Here is a 15651-nt window from a genome sequence, read left to right on the forward strand (position 1 = left end):
CGGGTGCCCGCCTACAAGTTCGAAGCCCTCGACGCCGCCGGCAAGGCCAGCAGCGGCCTGCTGGAGGCCGACAACGCCAAGGCGGCACGCGCGCAGCTGCGCGCCCAGTCGCTGGTGCCGCTGGACGTCAAGCAGGTCGAGGCCTCGGGCACCAGCGGTGGTGGACTGAGCCTGAAGCGCCGCGTCTTCAACAACACCGGGCTGACGGTGTGGACACGCCAGCTCGCCGGCCTGGTCGGCTCCGGGCTGCCGCTCGAACGTTCGCTGACGGCGCTGGCCGACGAGGCCGAAGACAACCGCCAGCGCGAGCTGGTGGCGCACCTGCGCAGCGAGGTCAACTCCGGCTCGACCTTCGCACGCGCGCTGGCCACCGCGCCGCGCGAGTTCGACGACGTGTACCGCGGCGTGGTCGCCGCCGGCGAGGCCAGCGGTGCACTCGGCCCGGTGCTCGAGCGCCTCGCCGACGACCTGGAAGAGCGCCAGGAGCTGCGCGCCAAGCTGATCGGCGCCACGCTCTACCCGGCCATCGTCTCGCTGATCGCGGTGGTGATCGTGATCTTCCTCGTCACCTACGTGGTGCCGCAGGTGGCCTCGGTGTTCACCAGCTCCAAGCGCGCGCTGCCGGCGCTCACGGTGGCGATGCTCGCCGTCAGCGGCTTCCTGCGCAGCTGGGGCTGGCTGCTGCTGCTGGCCATTGCGGCAGGTGTGGGCACGTTGCTGTTCATGCTGCGCAATGAGGCTTTCCGCGAGCGTTTCGACGCTGCCTGGCTCGGCCTGCCGCTGATCGGCAAGCTCTCGCGCGGCTACAACGCGGCGCGCTTCGCCGGCACGCTGGCGATGCTGGCCAGCGCCGGCGTGCCGATCCTCAAGGCGCTGCAGGCGGCGGCGGAGACGCTGTCCAACCGCGCCATGCGCGCCGATGCGATGGACGCACTGATCCAGGTGCGCGAAGGCGCGCCGCTGGCCTCGGCGCTGGCCGGCAAGAAGCGCTTCCCCGGCCTGCTGGCAATGTTCTCCCGCCTGGGCGAGCAGACCGGCCAGTTGCCGGTGATGCTGGAGCGTGCCGCGCGCCAGCTGGGTGCCGAGGTGCAGCGCCGTGCCATGCAGATGGCCACGATCCTGGAGCCGCTGCTCATCGTCGCGATGGGCGCGGTGGTCATGCTGATCGTGCTGGCGGTTCTGCTGCCGATCATCCAGCTCAACACCTGGGTGAAATGACGCCACCGGGACCGTCGTCCGATCTGTCGGGCGCGGCCCGGGCGGCGAACGCGGTCGACTCGGCCCATGCGCTGGAGCAGGAGCTGGCGCGGCGCCTGCTCAACCTGACCGCCAGCCTCATCCTCGCGTTCTCCGGCGTCTACCTGCTCGTCAACCTGTGGAGCCGCCTGTGGCCGGAGGCCATCCTCGCCGTCGGCGTGGTGGCAGGTACCGCGCTCGCCTGGCGTCACGCCGAGCGCACCGCACAGCCGGTGCTGGGCATGCGGCTGCTGGTCTGGACCACCTTCTTCGGCCTGTCCGGCGGGCTGCTGCGGCAGGGCAGCACGCTGGGCCCGGCGATCTGGTGGCTCAGCGTGCTGCCGGTGCTGCTGCTGCAGGGCGGCGCACTGTTCGACGGCATCCTGATGACGGCGCTCATCCTCCTCGAGGCGGTGTTCGTCGCGCAATTCGCGTCCCTGCTGGGCGTCGTGCCTGTCGATCCGGCCTTGTTCGGCGCCGCACGCCGCGACGTCGCGATCGTCGGCGCGTTGCTGGTCAACGGCTTCGTGATGCTGATGGGCATCCGCTGGCGCCGCGCCCTGCTCGCGCAGCTCGACCATGCGCGGCTGCAGGCGGAGGACGCGGTGCGGGTGAAGAGCCGCTTTCTCGCCAACATGAGCCACGAGATCCGTACGCCGCTGCATGGCATCGTCGGCGCCGCGGAGCTGCTGCGCGGCTCGCGGCTCGACGAAGGCCAGCGCCAGGTGCTGTCGGTGCTGCGGCGCAGCTCGGCCTCGCTGCTCGCGCTGGTCAACGACGTGCTCGACTTCTCCAAGCTCGAGGCCGGCCGCATGCGTGTCGAGCACGCCCGCTACGACCTGCACGATGCGATCCACGATGCGGCTGAGGTGTTCTCGGCGCAGGCCGAGGTCAAGAACATCGAGCTGCTGTCGCACTGCACCGCCGACCTGCCGCCGACCACCGTCGGCGACGCTGCGCGGCTGCGCCAGATCCTGCACAACCTGGTGGGCAACGCGGTGAAGTTCACCGAGGCCGGCGAAGTGCGCGTGTTCGCCGCGCCCGAGCGTGGCCCCGACGGCAGCGCCTGGGTGCGCGTGTCGGTGCGCGACACTGGCATCGGCATGACCGGGGCGCAGGTGGCCGGGCTGTTCGAGGCCTTCGCGCAAGCCGACCTGTCGACCACGCGCCGCTTCGGTGGCAGCGGCCTGGGCCTGGCGATCGCGCGCGAGCTCGCCGAGTTGCTCGGTGGCCGCATCGAGGTGCAGAGCCTGGCTGGGCAAGGCTCCAGCTTCATGCTGCTGATGCCACTGGTCGACAGCCCGCAGGCCGCGCCGGCGCCGGCGCTGTTCGCCGGCGTGCAGGTGCAGGTGGTCAGCCCGCAGCGCAGCCGCCGCGAAGACCTCACCGAGCTCGTGCAGCGACACGGCGGCGTCTGTGAGGCCTTCGACGCGCTGTCCGCGCCAGGCGCCCCGCACGCGCCGGGCAGCCGGCAGATCGTGCTGTGCGACGACCGCGCACTCCCCGCTGCCGGCCTGTCCGTGGCGGACTGGGCCGACCGGCTCGCGTCGAGCGGCGAGCGCGGCGTGCTGATCGTCGGCCTGAGCGCGGACGCGCGCCAGCTGCCGCGCGAGCTGCTGCCGGTGTACCGGCCTGCAGCCCCCGCGCGCGTGATCGATGCGCTGCAGCGCGCGATCAGCGGCCACCCGCCGGACAGCGCCCGCATGGATCTCGATGGCAGCACGGCACTCGATGGCACTCGCCCCCCGAGGGTGCTGCTGGTCGAAGACAACCCCGTCAACCAGCTGGTGGCGCAGGCGCTGCTCGAACGGCTCGGCGCCACCGTGGTGCTGGCCGGCGACGGTGCGCAGGCCCTGCAGCGCCTGAACGAGGCCGAGTTCGACATCGTGCTGATGGACTGCCAGATGCCGGTGATGGATGGCCTGGCCTGCACGCGTGCACTGCGCGAGCGCGAGGCCCGGCTGCAGCTTCACCGTGTTCCGGTGGTGGCGATGACGGCCGCGAGCGACGACGATGCGCGCGACGACTGCCGCGAAGCCGGCATGGACGACTTTCTCACGAAGCCGGTCGATCAGTTGCAGTTCGCCGCGGTTCTGGCACGGGTCATGCGTGCAACAGCCCCGTGATTGGGGTTTTGTTCGATGTCTCGGTTGTGGCACGCTTTGCTTCAATACAGTCGAGACGTCATGGATCCGGAGGTAGCGATCGATGAGTTCATCGAATGACCTGGTGACCGTGCCCCGCGGCGGCATTCCGCGCAGCGGGCTACCCATCGCGCACATGCGCAGCGTCTACCGCATGGGCGATGTCGAACGCCGGCTCGACAAGCTGCCGGCGAAGGACCACGAGAGCCTGCGCTCCACCTACGAGCGCATGATCGAGAAGGGCCCCGAGCGCTTTCAGGTCAAGCCCTCGGGCCTGCCGGTGATGGACCACCTCTACGACGACCTGCCCAACTTCGCCGAGGTGCTCGACGACGTGAAGCGGCAGTTGGCGCTGTGCGAAGACAGCCGCGACGCGCTGGAGATCACACCGCTGCTGCTGCTCGGGCCGCCGGGCGTGGGCAAGACGCACTTCGCACGGGCGCTCTCGCACCTGCTGGGCACCGGCATGGGCTTCATCTCGATGAGCTCGATGACCGCCGGCTGGGTGCTTTCCGGCGCGAGCAGCCAGTGGAAGGGCGCACGCCCCGGCAAGGTGTTCGAGACCCTGGTCGACGGCCAGTACGCCAACCCGGTGATGGTGGTCGACGAGATCGACAAGGCCGGCGGCGAGCACGCCTACGACCCGCTGGGCGCGCTGTACAGCCTGCTCGAGCACGATACCGCGCTGGCCTTCACCGACGAGTTCGCCGAGGTGCCGATCGACGCCAGCCAGCTCATCTGGGTGGCCACCGCGAACGATGCGCGTTGCATCCCCGACCCGATCCTCAACCGCATGAACGTCTACGAGGTGCAGGCGCCCGACCACGATGCGGCGCGCCGCATCGCGGCCAAGCTGTACCACGGCATCCGCGCCGAGCACGACTGGGGTTCGCGCTTCGAGCCGCAGGCGCGGCCCGAGGTGCTCGACCGCCTGGCCGAGATGGCACCGCGCGAGATGCGCCGCGCCTGGATGACGGCCTTCGGCAACGCCAAGCTCGACCACCGCGACCATGTGCTGCCGCGCGACCTGCCCGAACCCGGGCACAAGCGCGGGGCGATCGGCTTCGTGCAGTAGCCGGCGCGAATCGATCGGTTTCGTTCGGCCGCCAGCGCGGTAGCTCAGGCGCCGCGCTCCGACGGCTCCTGCGTGTTCACCGGATCGACGCGCGTCCACCGCCGCAGAGCCTGGGCCATCTGCGCGCGGGTGAAGGGCTTGGCGAGGTGATCGCTCATGCCCGCCGCCAGGCAACGCTCGCGTGCACCTTCCAGCGCATTGGCCGTCAGCGCCAGGATCGGCACGGGCCGCGCGCCGCACAGCCGCTCGACTTCGCGCAGCGCGAGCGAGGCCTCGTAGCCATCGAGCACCGGCATGTGGCAATCCATCAGCACGATGTCGAATCGCCCCACGCGCCACAATCCCAGCGCCTCGTGACCGTTGGCCGCTGTGACGACCGTGCAGCCCAGCGCAGCGAGGTGCGCCTGAGCCACCAGCTGGTTGACCTCGTTGTCCTCGGCCAGCAGCACGCGCAGTCCCAGGGCCGGGACGTCGTTGCCCGCACGCCCGCTGGCCACTGCGCGACCGGGCTGCGCGCCGTCGGGATCCGCGAGCAGCGCACGCACGGTGTCGCCGAACTGGTGGCGGCGCAGCGGCTTGGTCAGCGGCCCGCACATGGTGCTCCGCGTCGATGTCGGCGTAGGAGGTCGATTCCAGCGAGGTGAGCACGGCGATCGGCAGGTGCGCGCTGCGCGCATCACGACGCAGCGCACGCGCGAGGCTCAGGCCATCCATGTGCGGCATGTGCAGGTCGGTGAGCACGATGTCGAACGGCCGGCCTTCTTCGGCCGCCTGGGGCACGAGCCGCAGGGCCTCGCGACTGTCGGCACTGAGCACGACCTCCAGGCCCAGGCCGTGCAGGTAGTGCTCGACGATGAGGCGGTTCGTCTCGTTGTCGTCGACGACCAGGGCACGGGCGCCCGCGATGCTCGCTTGCGAGGCCCCGCTGGCCGGCGCGTCCTCGGCGCCCGGCTCGAGCGGGAACCAGCAACGGAATTCGGAGCCCTCGCCCGCCTTGCTGCGCACCGAGATGCCGCCGCCCATCAGCTCCGAGAGCCGGCGGCAGATGCTCAGGCCCAGGCCGGTGCCGCCGAAGCGCCGCGTCGTCGAGCCGTCGGCCTGCTCGAAGGCGTCGAAGATGATGCTCTGCGCGGCCTCGCTGATGCCCAGGCCGGTGTCGCGCACGGAGATCTCCACGCGCGGCCCCTGCTCGCCCTGGGCCGGCACGATGCGCGCGGCCACGACGATCTCGCCGCGCATCGTGAACTTGACGGCGTTGGAGACCAGGTTGGTCAGCACCTGGCGCAGGCGCAGCGCGTCGCCGCTGACTCGCCGCGGCAACCCGAGATCGACGCGGCACAGCAGCTCCACGCCATTGGCCTGCGCCGGCTTGGCGAACAGCGACACGGTCTCCTCGACGACCTGGATGAGGTCGAAGCTGTGCCGTTCGAGCCGCATGCGGCCGGCCTCGATCTTCGAGAAGTCGAGGATGTCGTTGAGGATCGCCATCAGCGCCTCGCCCGAGCCGAAGGCGGTCCGTGCGAAGTGGCGCTGGCGCTCGGTCAGCGGCGTGTCCAGCAGCAGGTCGATCATGCCCAGCACGCCGTTCATCGGCGTGCGGATCTCGTGGCTCATGTTGGCCAGGAACTCCGACTTGGCCCGGCTCGCCCGCCTCGGCGGCCTCGCTGGCCACGCGGATCGCGCGTACGGGTCTCGACTGTCGTCTCCAGCTCGGCGCGGTGCCGCGACAGCGCGGCCTCGCGCAGGCCGATCTGCGCGAGCAGTTCGTTGAAGCGCTCGTACAGGCGGCGGATCTCCTGCGGCCCCTTCTCCTGCGCGCGCAGCTGGTAGCCGTCTCCTCGTGCGACCTGGTCCATGAAGGACACCAGCTCGCGCACCGGCTCGACGATCTCGCCGTGAACACGCTCGGCCATGCGCGTGCCCAGCAGCAGCGCCACGCCCGCGACGGCGGCGGCGAGCAGCAGCCGCGTGCCCAGCGCCGTCCACAGCCGCAGCAGGTCCTTCTCGATCACCAGGGTGCCCAGCACCTGAGCGTCGACCTGCACCGGCGTGGCCACCACGATGCGCTGCCAGTCGAGCGACTCGGAGGGGACTTCGGCGGGCAGCTGCAAGGCGTGCGCGGCGTGCGGCGCCTCGCCGCCTGCGGCGCCTCGCCGGTACTCGGCGAACACCTGCCCGTCCTGATCGAACAGCGCCGCGTGCTCGACGGCCGGCACGGCCGCCAGGCTGGCAATGGTGCCGCTGGCCGAGCTGCGGTCGCCGAAGGCCAGCGCGCCCTGCAGGTTGCGCGCGAGCACAGCGGAAACGCTGCGCGCCTCGTCGAGCGCCTGCCGGCGGCCGTTGTAGGCCTCGAACAGAGACGAGAACACGAAGATGAGCGTCACCGCCAAAGCGATCGACAGCATCGCCGCGCTGCGCAGCCGCCGGGACAGCGTTCCCGTGGCGTTCACGGCTTGGCACCTCCGCCGTCGATGACGTTGCGCGCCACCTTGAGCAGTTCGACCGGCAGGCGCAGCTGGGCGCGCGCCGCGGCGTCGCGGTTGATGTCGAAGCGCAACTGCGCGCCTTCGCGCACGAAGCCGATCGCGCCGCCGGACTGTGCAAAACCTTCGCCGTCACCGACGGTGAGCACGCCCGCAGGCACCACCGCCGCGCGCCGGGACTCGCGTTCCGGCGAGAACACGACATGGCAGCCCCGCGCCTCCTCGGCCCGTGCCAGCTGCCGCACCGGCCCGACCGCGTGGCCCTGCACCTTCTTGCCTTCGATGGTGGCGAAGGCGGCGGCCCAGGCTGCATCGCTGCCCAGCACGCAGGTCTGGAACGGGGCACCTGCCGGCAGGCTCTCCGCAGGCCACTCGACGAACAGGGCAATGCGGTAGATGAACGCAGCCTTCAGTTCGGACTCGGTGGCCACGCGTGTCTGCGCTGCCGCAGCCGATGCCACGGCGAGGCCGGCGCAGGCCGCGCCGAGCCGGTAACGCCAACGGGCGCCGAGTCTCATGAGGAGCGCTTCGCGCAGCCCGCTCAGAAGGCCTGCCGCCAGCGCAGGAAGGCGCGGCGCGGCACGGTGGTGGCGCTGGCCAGGCCGAAGTCCGGCGAGAACTCCACGACCGCCGGCCGAAGCAGGTTGGTGCCGCCGACGGACAGCTCGGCCAGCGGGTTGACGCGCCGGTCAGCGTGGCGTCCAGGGCGGTGTAGGCGTCGACGTGCTGCGATGGTTCGGACGGCGCGCCGCGCTGGCCGACATGGCGAACGCGCGCGTCGAGTCGCCAGCCGGCGGCCAGGTCGATCACGCTGCGCCATTGCGCCAGCCACTTCGGCGTGGCGTAGAGCTGGCGGTCCAGGCCCGACGTGGTGGCGTCTGCCGGCCCCGTGACGTCGAGGTGGCTCAGCCCGATCTGGTGTCGCCAGCCCGGGGCCGGGCGCCAGTCCGCCGCCGCCTCGAGGCCACGCAGCCGGACGTCGTAGGTCCGGCTGAGCATGCCGAGCTCGAGGTGGGGAACGGGCGTGGCCACGAAGACCGGCGCCGTGTCGGGGACGGCGGCGCCGGTGTCGTCGCTGAGGCGGTGCCAGAACACCGTCGCATCGAACGACAGGGACTGGCTCGCCTGCGTGCGCAAGCCGAGCTCGGCGGCATCGAGGATGCGCCGGACCTGCGGGCTGCCGCTCTGGCCGTTGCCGTTGAGCAGCTGGATGGGCAGCGGTCCCGGGTTCTGCGGCGTGCCCGGCGGCAGCACCGTCAGCTTGATGATGCCGTCCTGCTCACCACGCGCCGGCGTGCGGCTGGCGCGCGAGATGCCGCCCCAGATCGCCAGGTCTTCGGCCGGGGTGAACAACAGGCGCAGGTTCGGCTGCGCATGGGAGCCGGTGTAGAGATCGTGGTCGACGCGCACGCCGGCGGTGGCGCGCCAACGTCCTGGCGACAGCACCCATTCGTCCTGGGCGAACAGGCTCCACTCGAAGCCGCGGCGCTGCGCCGGGTTGAACGTGATCCAGTCGGTCGCGTCCGCGGGCAGATCGAGGTGGCGAAGTCCGCCACCGAAGGTCACTTCATGGGCCCCGGCCGGGCGCCACACGGCGTTGGCCTCGGTGGCCACGGTCGTGGGCTGCGCGCGCACCCGCTCGCCCAGGCGGATGCGCTCCGCGGCGAACGATGCGGCCAGCGAGAGGGACAGGTCCTGCGACAGCTTGGTTTCGTGCCGCGCGGCCAGCAGGGTGCGGTCGTAGCGCAGCTGGATCGGAATCGTCGTGAGATAGGGCGGCAGGTAGCTGCCGTCGGTCTGCTGCTCGTCCGAGGTCGAGCTGACGACCTGGGCCTCCAGCGTGCTGCGGGAGTCGGCGCCCCAGTCGCGGTCCCATCGCGCGTCGGCCATCTTCTGGCGGAACGCGTCGTTCGCATCCATCCCATCGGCGCCGCGACCGCTGTCACCGGTGTCGCCCATCGCGCCGAAGCGCCACTGGCTGCCGCCGTCGCCCGCACCGCCGTGCCGCACGCGCAGCGTCCGGCGGCCACCATCGCCGGCCGCAGCGTCGGCATAGGTGCCCTGCGTCTCGCCGGCCGGCTTGGTGATGATGTTGATGACACCGTTGACGGCGTTCGAGCCCCAGATCGATCCCGCCGGGCCATGCAGCACCTCGATGCGCTCGATGTTGTCCAGCGGCACGCGCTCGGCTTCCCAGAGCACGCCGGAGAACATCGGCGAATAGACGCTGCGGCCGTCCACCAGAACCAGCAGCTTGTTCGCGTACCGCCCGGTGAAGCCGCGCGTCGAGACGCCCCAGCGCGACGCCGACAGCTGCGCCACGTCCATGCCGGGCACGAGGCGCAAAGCCTCGGGCAGGCTGCGGACGCCACTGGAACGGATGTCGTCCGACGTGATCACGTGCATCGAGGCTGCGACGTCGGCCAGGCGCTGCGTCTTGCGCGACGCCGACACCACCTCGATGCGCATCAGCTCTTCGAGCGGCAGGTCGGCCAGCTGGGCGGCCGACGCGGGCAGGGCCGTGGCGACCAAGGTCAGGGCCGCCAGGGCGGCAGGGCGCATGTCGCACTTGATTCGTGACAGGTTCATCTCACAGCCTTCTTTCGGGGCGACGCTTCAACTGAATATCGTCATAGTCTGTCCAATGTCATCACGTGATGACGCATGGAAAAGCGCTGTGATGCGGCCACAAATCACGCGCCGCCTCGCGACATGGCGGCGGCGTTCACGCCAGGCCCACGGAGGGCTGGCCACGCATCAGGCAGTGCCTGCCGGCCTGCTTGCCGGCGTACATGGCGGCATCGGCACGTTTGAGCAGCGACAGCGCGTCGTCACCGTCCGACGGCGCGAGCGCGTAGCCGATCGTCAGCCCCACGCTGCAGGGCTGACGCGCGGCGACGAAGGGCTCGCGGAAGCCCTCGAGCAGCTTGCGGCCCAGCGCCTGCGCGTCGGCATCGCTCGCCAGGCCGCTGGCCACGACGACGAACTCGTCGCCGCCCAGCCGTGCGACGGTGTCGCTGCCGCGCAGCAGCGACTCCAGTCGCCGCGCCACGCCCACCAGCACCTCGTCGCCGGCGTCGTGGCCGAGACGGTCGTTGATCGGCTTGAAGCCATCGAGGTCGAGCAGGAACACCGCCGTCATGCGCTCGGGCCGCGCCGGCGGCAGCGCCCGCTGCAGCACCTCGGCCAGGCCGCGCCGGTTCGGCAGCCCGGTCAACGCATCGGTGTGGGCCAGCGAACGCAGGGCATCGCGCTCCAGGTGCGCGCGCTGCGCTGAGGCGCGCAGGTCCTCGATGCGCACGGCCAGCACGCGCATCCACATCGTCATCTCGAACATCGCGCCGAGCTGGAAGGCATGCAGCGTCCAGAAGTTCGCACCGACCCAGCCGCGCAGCACTGCGGCCATCGTCAGTGTCGACAGGGCATAGGCCCCCCAGCCGATGAGCATGTACAGGCCGATGCGGTCGCCCCGACGCGCGCGTTGCCAGCCCGCCGGGATGGCCAGCAGCATCGGCAACGGGCCGAGCACGGTGGCCAGGCGCTGCGCGCTGCGGTAGTCGATGGCGCCAAGCACGAACGCCAGGGCCAGCACCGCGGCCAGAGCCGCCACCGACTTGAGCGCCTTCGAAATCCAGGGCTGCAGTTCGCGCACCGCGAGCACCCGATCGACGAACAGGCAGCCGCCGACGATGGCCACGAGCACCGACAGCGGCGCGACGATCAGGCTCAGGACCGCATGGTCGCCCCACAGGTGCTGCGGCCCGATCCCGGAGTAGGCGACGAAGAACAGCCCCGTGCCGGCAATGGTGGCGGCATAGCTCAGGAACATGCTGTCGCGCAGGCTGACCCACTGCGACAGGCTGTACAGCAGCAGGCAGAGCATGGCCCCGGCGAGCAGGCCCTGCAGCACCTGGGCCTGAGCCTCCCTGGCATGGAAGGCCTGCGTCGTGGTCAGCGTGATCGGCAGCACCATGGAGCTGTGCGTGCGAACCCGCAGCAGCAGTTCGTGGTGACCACCAGGCTCCAGCTCGATGGCGGCGGCGTGCCAGGCACTGGGCAACGGATGCTGAGAGAAGGGCAAGGCGCGGCCCATGACGATCGGCACGCTGCTGGCGGAGACGGCGCTGCCGCCGCTCGGCACATACAGCGCCAGCTCGTCGATCGACGCATAGTCGACCGACAGCACCCAGCGCCGCGGCGCCGTCGCGGCGAGCGTCACCGGCACGCGCAGCCAGACCGCATCCTGCCGCGGGCCGAGGTTGGCATGCGGGCCGCCGGGGGTGACGAATTCATCGCGCCGCGCCAGCACCTGAGCGAGCGTCAACGTGTGCGAGGGGTCGCTCAGCACCGTGACGGACGGCCAGGCCTCGACCGAGAGGGTCTGGTCATCGAGCGCCACGGGCTGAGCCGCCGCCGGCAACACCGCCAGGCAGCACAGCAGGAACAGCCACCAGAGACGGACAAATGGGCGCTTCACCCGGGAGTCATCGGCCATGCGTCGGCGCACTTGAGGGCAGCGGCCCGGCCACAACAAAGGAAACCGTCCGGCGACGCGCCTGAAACGGCATTGCGACACGGGCCGGCGAAGCTGTGCATCCCGCGGCTCACCGAGGCCGCACCCCATGCCAGGACCCCGCCATGACTCCCCAGCAGACCGACCTGATCCGGCGCAGCTTCGCGCTTGTCGCACCCATGGCCGACGAAGCCGCCGCCCTCTTCTACCGCAAGCTCTTCAAGCAATCGCCGGAGCTGCGGCCCCTGTTCATCGGCGACCTGCGCAGCCAGGGCCGCAAGCTGATGGACATGATGGGCGCCGCGGTGAAGCTGCTCGACCGCCCCGAATCGCTGGTGCCGGTGCTGGCCCAGCTCGGCGCGCGCCACGCCGGCTATGGCGTGCAGGCAGGCGACTACCGCAGCGTCGGCCTCGCCTTGATGGCGACGCTCGATGAAGGCCTGGGCGCCGACTTCGACGACGCCACGCGCGAGGCCTGGGGCGCGATGTACGCGCTGGTCAGCACGACGATGATGGCCGCCGCCGGCCAGGCGCGCCGCGCGGCCTGACGCCGCTCAGTTCATCAGCAGCGTGGCCACGCGGTCGACGAGGTCGGCCCGCCCGAAGGGCTTGTCCAGGCTCGAGCAGCCCGACTCGGCGAGAAACTTCTCGGCCCCCGGCGACAGCGTGTCGCCGGTGACGAAGAGCATGCGCCGCGCCAGCGCCGGGTGGCGCGCCTTCACCTCGCGCCACAGGGCTGCGCCGTCCATCTCCGGCATGCGAAGGTCGGACACGATGGCGTCGAAGCGCGCCTCTGCGAGCAGTTCCAGGGCCAGCGCGCCGGATTCGGCGGTCGCCACCTCGAAGCCCGCGCCTTCGAGCATGGCGCGCATGAGCTCGGCGATCTCGGCTTCGTCGTCGACGACCAGCACGCGGGCCGGGCCGGAGCCGTCGGCGCTGCCGAGCGCCCCTGGCTCGGTGACACCGTCGGCACGGCCGCTGATCGGCAGGCTCATGCGGAACACCGCACCGCTGCTGCCGATCTCCAGCCCGAGCTGGCCGCCATGCTCGCGCACCAGCGAGCGCGACACCGCCAGGCCCAGGCCGGTGCCCATGCCCTCGGGCTTGGTGGTGAAGAAGGGCTCGAAGATGCTCTCGTGCAGCGCCGGCGGCACGCCGGGGCCGCTGTCGGCCACGCGCAGCCACACGCGCGGCTCGCGGTTGTCGCGCCGCGCCTCGACGCCAGTGGCCACGCGCACCACGCGTTGCGCCGGATCCGGCGCCGCGGCGAGTGCCTGTTGCGCATTGACCAGCAGGTTGAGCACCACCTGGCCGATCTGGTCGGCGTCGGCGCTGACCTCGGGCAGTTCGGGCGCGAGGGCCAGCTGCAGCTCGATGCCGTGGCTGCGGAAGGTGTAGGCCAGCATGTCGACCGCGGCGCGTGCCAGGTCGTTGAGCTGCACGTTGCGCCGTTCGGCGGGTTTTTGCCGTGCCATGTTCAGGAACGTGCGCACGATGCGCCCGCAGCGCTCGGCGGCCTCGCGGATGCGCCGCGCATCGGACTGCAGCGCGGGCTCGCCCTCGCACTTCTCCTCCAGCAGGCTGGCGCGGCCCATCACGATGGCCAGCGGGTTGTTCAGCTCGTGCGCCACGCCGGCGAGCAGGCTGCCCATCGCACCGAGCTTCTCGCTCTGGCGCAGCGCCTCGCGCTGGCGTTCGATCTGCTCGGCGGCGGCGCGCCGTTCCGACAGGTCGGTGAGCGAGGCGGTGAAGTGCGATTCGCCCGCCAGATCGGTGCGCCACAGCACCACCTCGACCGGGAACTCGACGCCGTCGGCACGCATCGCCGTCATCTCGACGCGGCGGCCCAGCGCATCCGCGTCGCCGCCCTCGCGCATGCGCGCGATCGCCGCCTCGTGCCCGGAACGGTGGCGCGGCGGGACGGCCACGTCGACGACGGGCCGCCCGAGCACCTCGTCGCGCCGGCGGCCGAACATCGCCTCGGCGGCCGGGTTGAACTCGACGATGCGGCCCATCGCATCGGTGGAGATGATCGCCGCCAGCGCGTGGTCGACGATGGCCGACTTCAGCGCCAGGGCCTGCTGCTCGCGTGCCTGCGCCTCGCGCGCGGCGCCGAAGGTCTCGCGCGTCAGCCGCACCCAGGGGGCCCAGATCTGCGGCAGCGAAGGCTCGGCGGCATTCAGGTCGAAGGCCTTGCGGTGCAGGTAGTCGACCAGGCGCAGCGAGGGCAGCGCATGTCGGCGCCACAGCAGGGTGGCGACGCCGAGGAAGAGCACCAGCAACGCGGCACCTCCTGCCGCATACGGCGCCACATCGCGCAGCACGAGCCGGCGCACATGAGCGCTGTCGCTGGCGTACACCGCGCGCCACGGCGCGACGGCGGACGGCCGCGCCGCCAACAGCAGCGAGCCCAGGGGCAGTGCCAGCGGCGCGTCGAGCGCGCGCCGCAGGTCGTCGGGGGCGAGGGCCGGCAGCATGCCTGCCAGCGACGAACTGGATGGCTCGTCGCGCGCCTTGTACTCCCACACCACGCGCCCGGCCGTGTCGAGCACCCAGAAGCGGCCGATGCCGGCATCGATGCGCGCCGCATCCAGCGCCGCGGCCGGCAGTTCGCCGGTGACCGTGCCCGGGCTGTCATTGAGCATCAGCGCGGCAGTGGCGCGGATGGCACCGTCGGCCCGGACCTGCCAGGTCACCGCGTCGGGGAACACGCGGCCGTCTTCGCCGGCCGCGGCATGCCGCGCAGCCAGACGCTGCATGGCACCGACCACGTCGGTGGCACCCAGTTCGGCGAGCAGTTCGTCGCTGCGCACCCAGGGGTAGACCCACAGCTGCGACCCCTGCGCGTCGACGTAGTAGGTGCGCCGGAAGCCACTGCGCCCGGCGGTGACCAGCCGGGCTTGCTGCGCGAACAGCGCGGCCTGCTCGACGGCGGCGCCGCGCCAGCGCGGATCCTTGCGCTGCGGACCGGCCAGCAGCACCTGCGGCGCGCTGTCGCGCAGCACCGGGGGCAGCGCGTCCATCGTGTACGCGGTGTCGTCGGCGTTGGCAAGCAGCGAGGCGCGGTCCACCGGGACGGAGGGCGCCAGCGAGGGCACCTGCGTCGCGTTGCGCAGCCGAAGCAGGTTGTCGCGCAGCGGCGCGAGCACCGCATCCAGCCGCGTCACGCGGCGCTCGGTGCTCATCGCGATCTGCCGCTGGGTGCCGAGCGCGACGATCTCGAACTGCAGCGCCAGCACGTAGAGGATGGCCGCAGCCACCGGCAGGCCGAGCGCCAGCATCAGCAGCGCATAACTTCGGCGCAGGCGCTGCAGCGCCGCGTCCGGCACCGGCTGCGGCAAGGTCACGCGCCGGCCCCGCCCCCGGGAACGTAGACGTAGCCGACGTTGCGAACCGTCTTGAGCACCTCCGGCTTGTCCGGGTTTCGTTCGATCTTGCGGCGCAGCCGCATGATGCGCAGGTCGATCGAGCGGTCGAACACGTCCCAGCCGCGGTTGTGTGCCTGCTCCATGATCTGGTCGCGGTTCAGCGGCCGGTTCGGGTGGCGCGCGAACAGCGCGAGCAGGTCGTACTCGGCCGCGCTGATCTCGACCTCGGCACCATGGGCCCCGAACAGGCGGCGCTGGTCGAGATCGAGCTCGCATTCGCCGAAGCGGACGCGACGGGTGGCCGGCTCGGCCTCGGCCGCGGCGGGTGCAGCCGGGCCGGCGTTGAGGCGGCGCAGCACGGCGCGCGAGCGCGCCAGCAGCTCGCGCATCTCGAAAGGCTTGGGCAGGTAGTCGTCGGCGCCGAGCTCCAGGCCGACGATGCGATCGACCGACTCGCCGGCGGTGGTCAGCATCACCAGGCCAAGGCGCGGATGGTTCTCGCGCAGGAAGCGCGCCAGCGACAGCCCATTCTCGCCGGGCATGTTGACGTCGAGGATGGCGAGGTCGGGCAGGCGCAGCGCGACCTGGCGGCGCGCGGCGGCGGCATCTTCGGCCAGCACCACCTCGAAGCCGTGGCGGGCGAAGTACTCGCCGAGCAGCGCGCGCAACTCGGGTTCGTCGTCGACCACCATCACCAGCGGGCTGGTGCCGGCTGCGATCTGGACCTGGCTCACGGGGAAGGCTCCTGCGGCAAAGGATTGCGAGCGCGGATCATATCGACCGGGCAAGGCCGGCGACACCGGTGCAAGCGAGGTGGCCAGCCAGGTCATGC

The 15651-nt window shown here is 71.5% G+C and carries 10 protein-coding genes and 2 pseudogenes; 4 read left to right on the plus strand and 8 right to left on the minus strand.

Annotated elements, in window-relative coordinates:
• The first annotated feature begins 3 nt into the window (after nucleotides 1–3).
• The 3 genes from gspF (at nucleotide 4) to HZ992_RS17360 (ending at nucleotide 4455) form a co-directional block, all read left to right on the plus strand.
• Nucleotides 4–1218 carry a type II secretion system inner membrane protein GspF gene (gspF, locus tag HZ992_RS17350; protein WP_209383074.1) on the plus strand — a complete coding sequence of 405 codons (1215 nt, stop codon included), beginning with the start codon at nucleotides 4–6 and terminating at the stop codon, nucleotides 1216–1218.
• Entirely contained in the window at nucleotides 1215–3362 is a 2148-nt protein-coding gene (locus HZ992_RS17355) for an ATP-binding protein (protein ID WP_209383075.1), read from the plus strand. Before gspF ends, HZ992_RS17355 begins: the two co-directional genes overlap by 4 nt.
• An 82-nt stretch (nucleotides 3363–3444) precedes the next feature.
• A complete protein-coding gene (locus HZ992_RS17360) occupies nucleotides 3445–4455 on the plus strand; it encodes an AAA family ATPase (protein WP_209383076.1) in 1011 nt (336 codons plus the stop codon).
• 44 nt (nucleotides 4456–4499) lie between these two features.
• Here HZ992_RS17360 and HZ992_RS17365 read toward each other — a convergent pair whose 3' ends face one another.
• The 6 genes and pseudogenes from HZ992_RS17365 to HZ992_RS17395 all read right to left on the minus strand — a co-directional run bounded on the left by HZ992_RS17365 (nucleotide 4500) and on the right by HZ992_RS17395 (nucleotide 11433).
• Nucleotides 4500–5051: a response regulator gene (locus tag HZ992_RS17365; RefSeq protein ID WP_209383077.1), complete on the minus strand. Its 552-nt coding sequence runs from the start codon at nucleotides 5049–5051 to the stop codon at nucleotides 4500–4502.
• A 31-nt stretch (nucleotides 5052–5082) separates the two neighbouring features.
• Nucleotides 5083–6069 (minus strand): annotated as a pseudogene (locus HZ992_RS26170) (ATP-binding protein); the annotation flags it as partial.
• The gene (locus HZ992_RS17380) at nucleotides 6066–6905 is read right to left on the minus strand and encodes a CHASE sensor domain-containing protein (RefSeq protein WP_209383078.1); all 840 of its coding nucleotides are present in this window, start codon (nucleotides 6903–6905) and stop codon (nucleotides 6066–6068) included. The pseudogene HZ992_RS26170 and the gene HZ992_RS17380, both read right to left, overlap by 4 nt.
• The gene (locus HZ992_RS25830) at nucleotides 6902–7456 is read right to left on the minus strand and encodes a YfiR family protein (RefSeq protein WP_245213087.1); all 555 of its coding nucleotides are present in this window, start codon (nucleotides 7454–7456) and stop codon (nucleotides 6902–6904) included. Before HZ992_RS25830 ends, HZ992_RS17380 begins: the two co-directional genes overlap by 4 nt.
• 184 nt (nucleotides 7457–7640) lie before the next feature.
• A pseudogene (locus tag HZ992_RS17390) lies at nucleotides 7641–9527 on the minus strand (TonB-dependent receptor plug domain-containing protein); the annotation flags it as partial.
• 136 nt (nucleotides 9528–9663) lie between these two features.
• Nucleotides 9664–11433 carry a diguanylate cyclase gene (locus HZ992_RS17395; protein WP_209383080.1) on the minus strand — a complete coding sequence of 590 codons (1770 nt, stop codon included), beginning with the start codon at nucleotides 11431–11433 and terminating at the stop codon, nucleotides 9664–9666.
• 143 nt (nucleotides 11434–11576) lie between these two features.
• On the opposite strand from HZ992_RS17395, the gene HZ992_RS17400 reads away from it, so the two are divergent.
• Nucleotides 11577–11999, plus strand: a complete 423-nt coding sequence (locus HZ992_RS17400) for a globin family protein (protein WP_209383081.1) — start codon at nucleotides 11577–11579, stop codon at nucleotides 11997–11999.
• A 6-nt stretch (nucleotides 12000–12005) separates the two neighbouring features.
• Here the strand turns inward: HZ992_RS17400 and HZ992_RS17405 are convergent, their stop codons facing one another.
• Both HZ992_RS17405 and HZ992_RS17410 read right to left on the minus strand, forming a co-directional pair.
• Entirely contained in the window at nucleotides 12006–14798 is a 2793-nt protein-coding gene (locus HZ992_RS17405) for an ATP-binding response regulator (RefSeq protein WP_209383082.1), read from the minus strand.
• The gene (locus tag HZ992_RS17410; protein WP_245213088.1) at nucleotides 14795–15553 is read right to left on the minus strand and encodes a response regulator; all 759 of its coding nucleotides are present in this window, start codon (nucleotides 15551–15553) and stop codon (nucleotides 14795–14797) included. Before HZ992_RS17410 ends, HZ992_RS17405 begins: the two co-directional genes overlap by 4 nt.
• Nucleotides 15554–15651 lie beyond the last annotated feature (98 nt).

The sequence above is a fragment of the Rhizobacter sp. AJA081-3 genome (assembly GCF_017795745.1).
Classification (GTDB): domain Bacteria; phylum Pseudomonadota; class Gammaproteobacteria; order Burkholderiales; family Burkholderiaceae_C; genus Piscinibacter.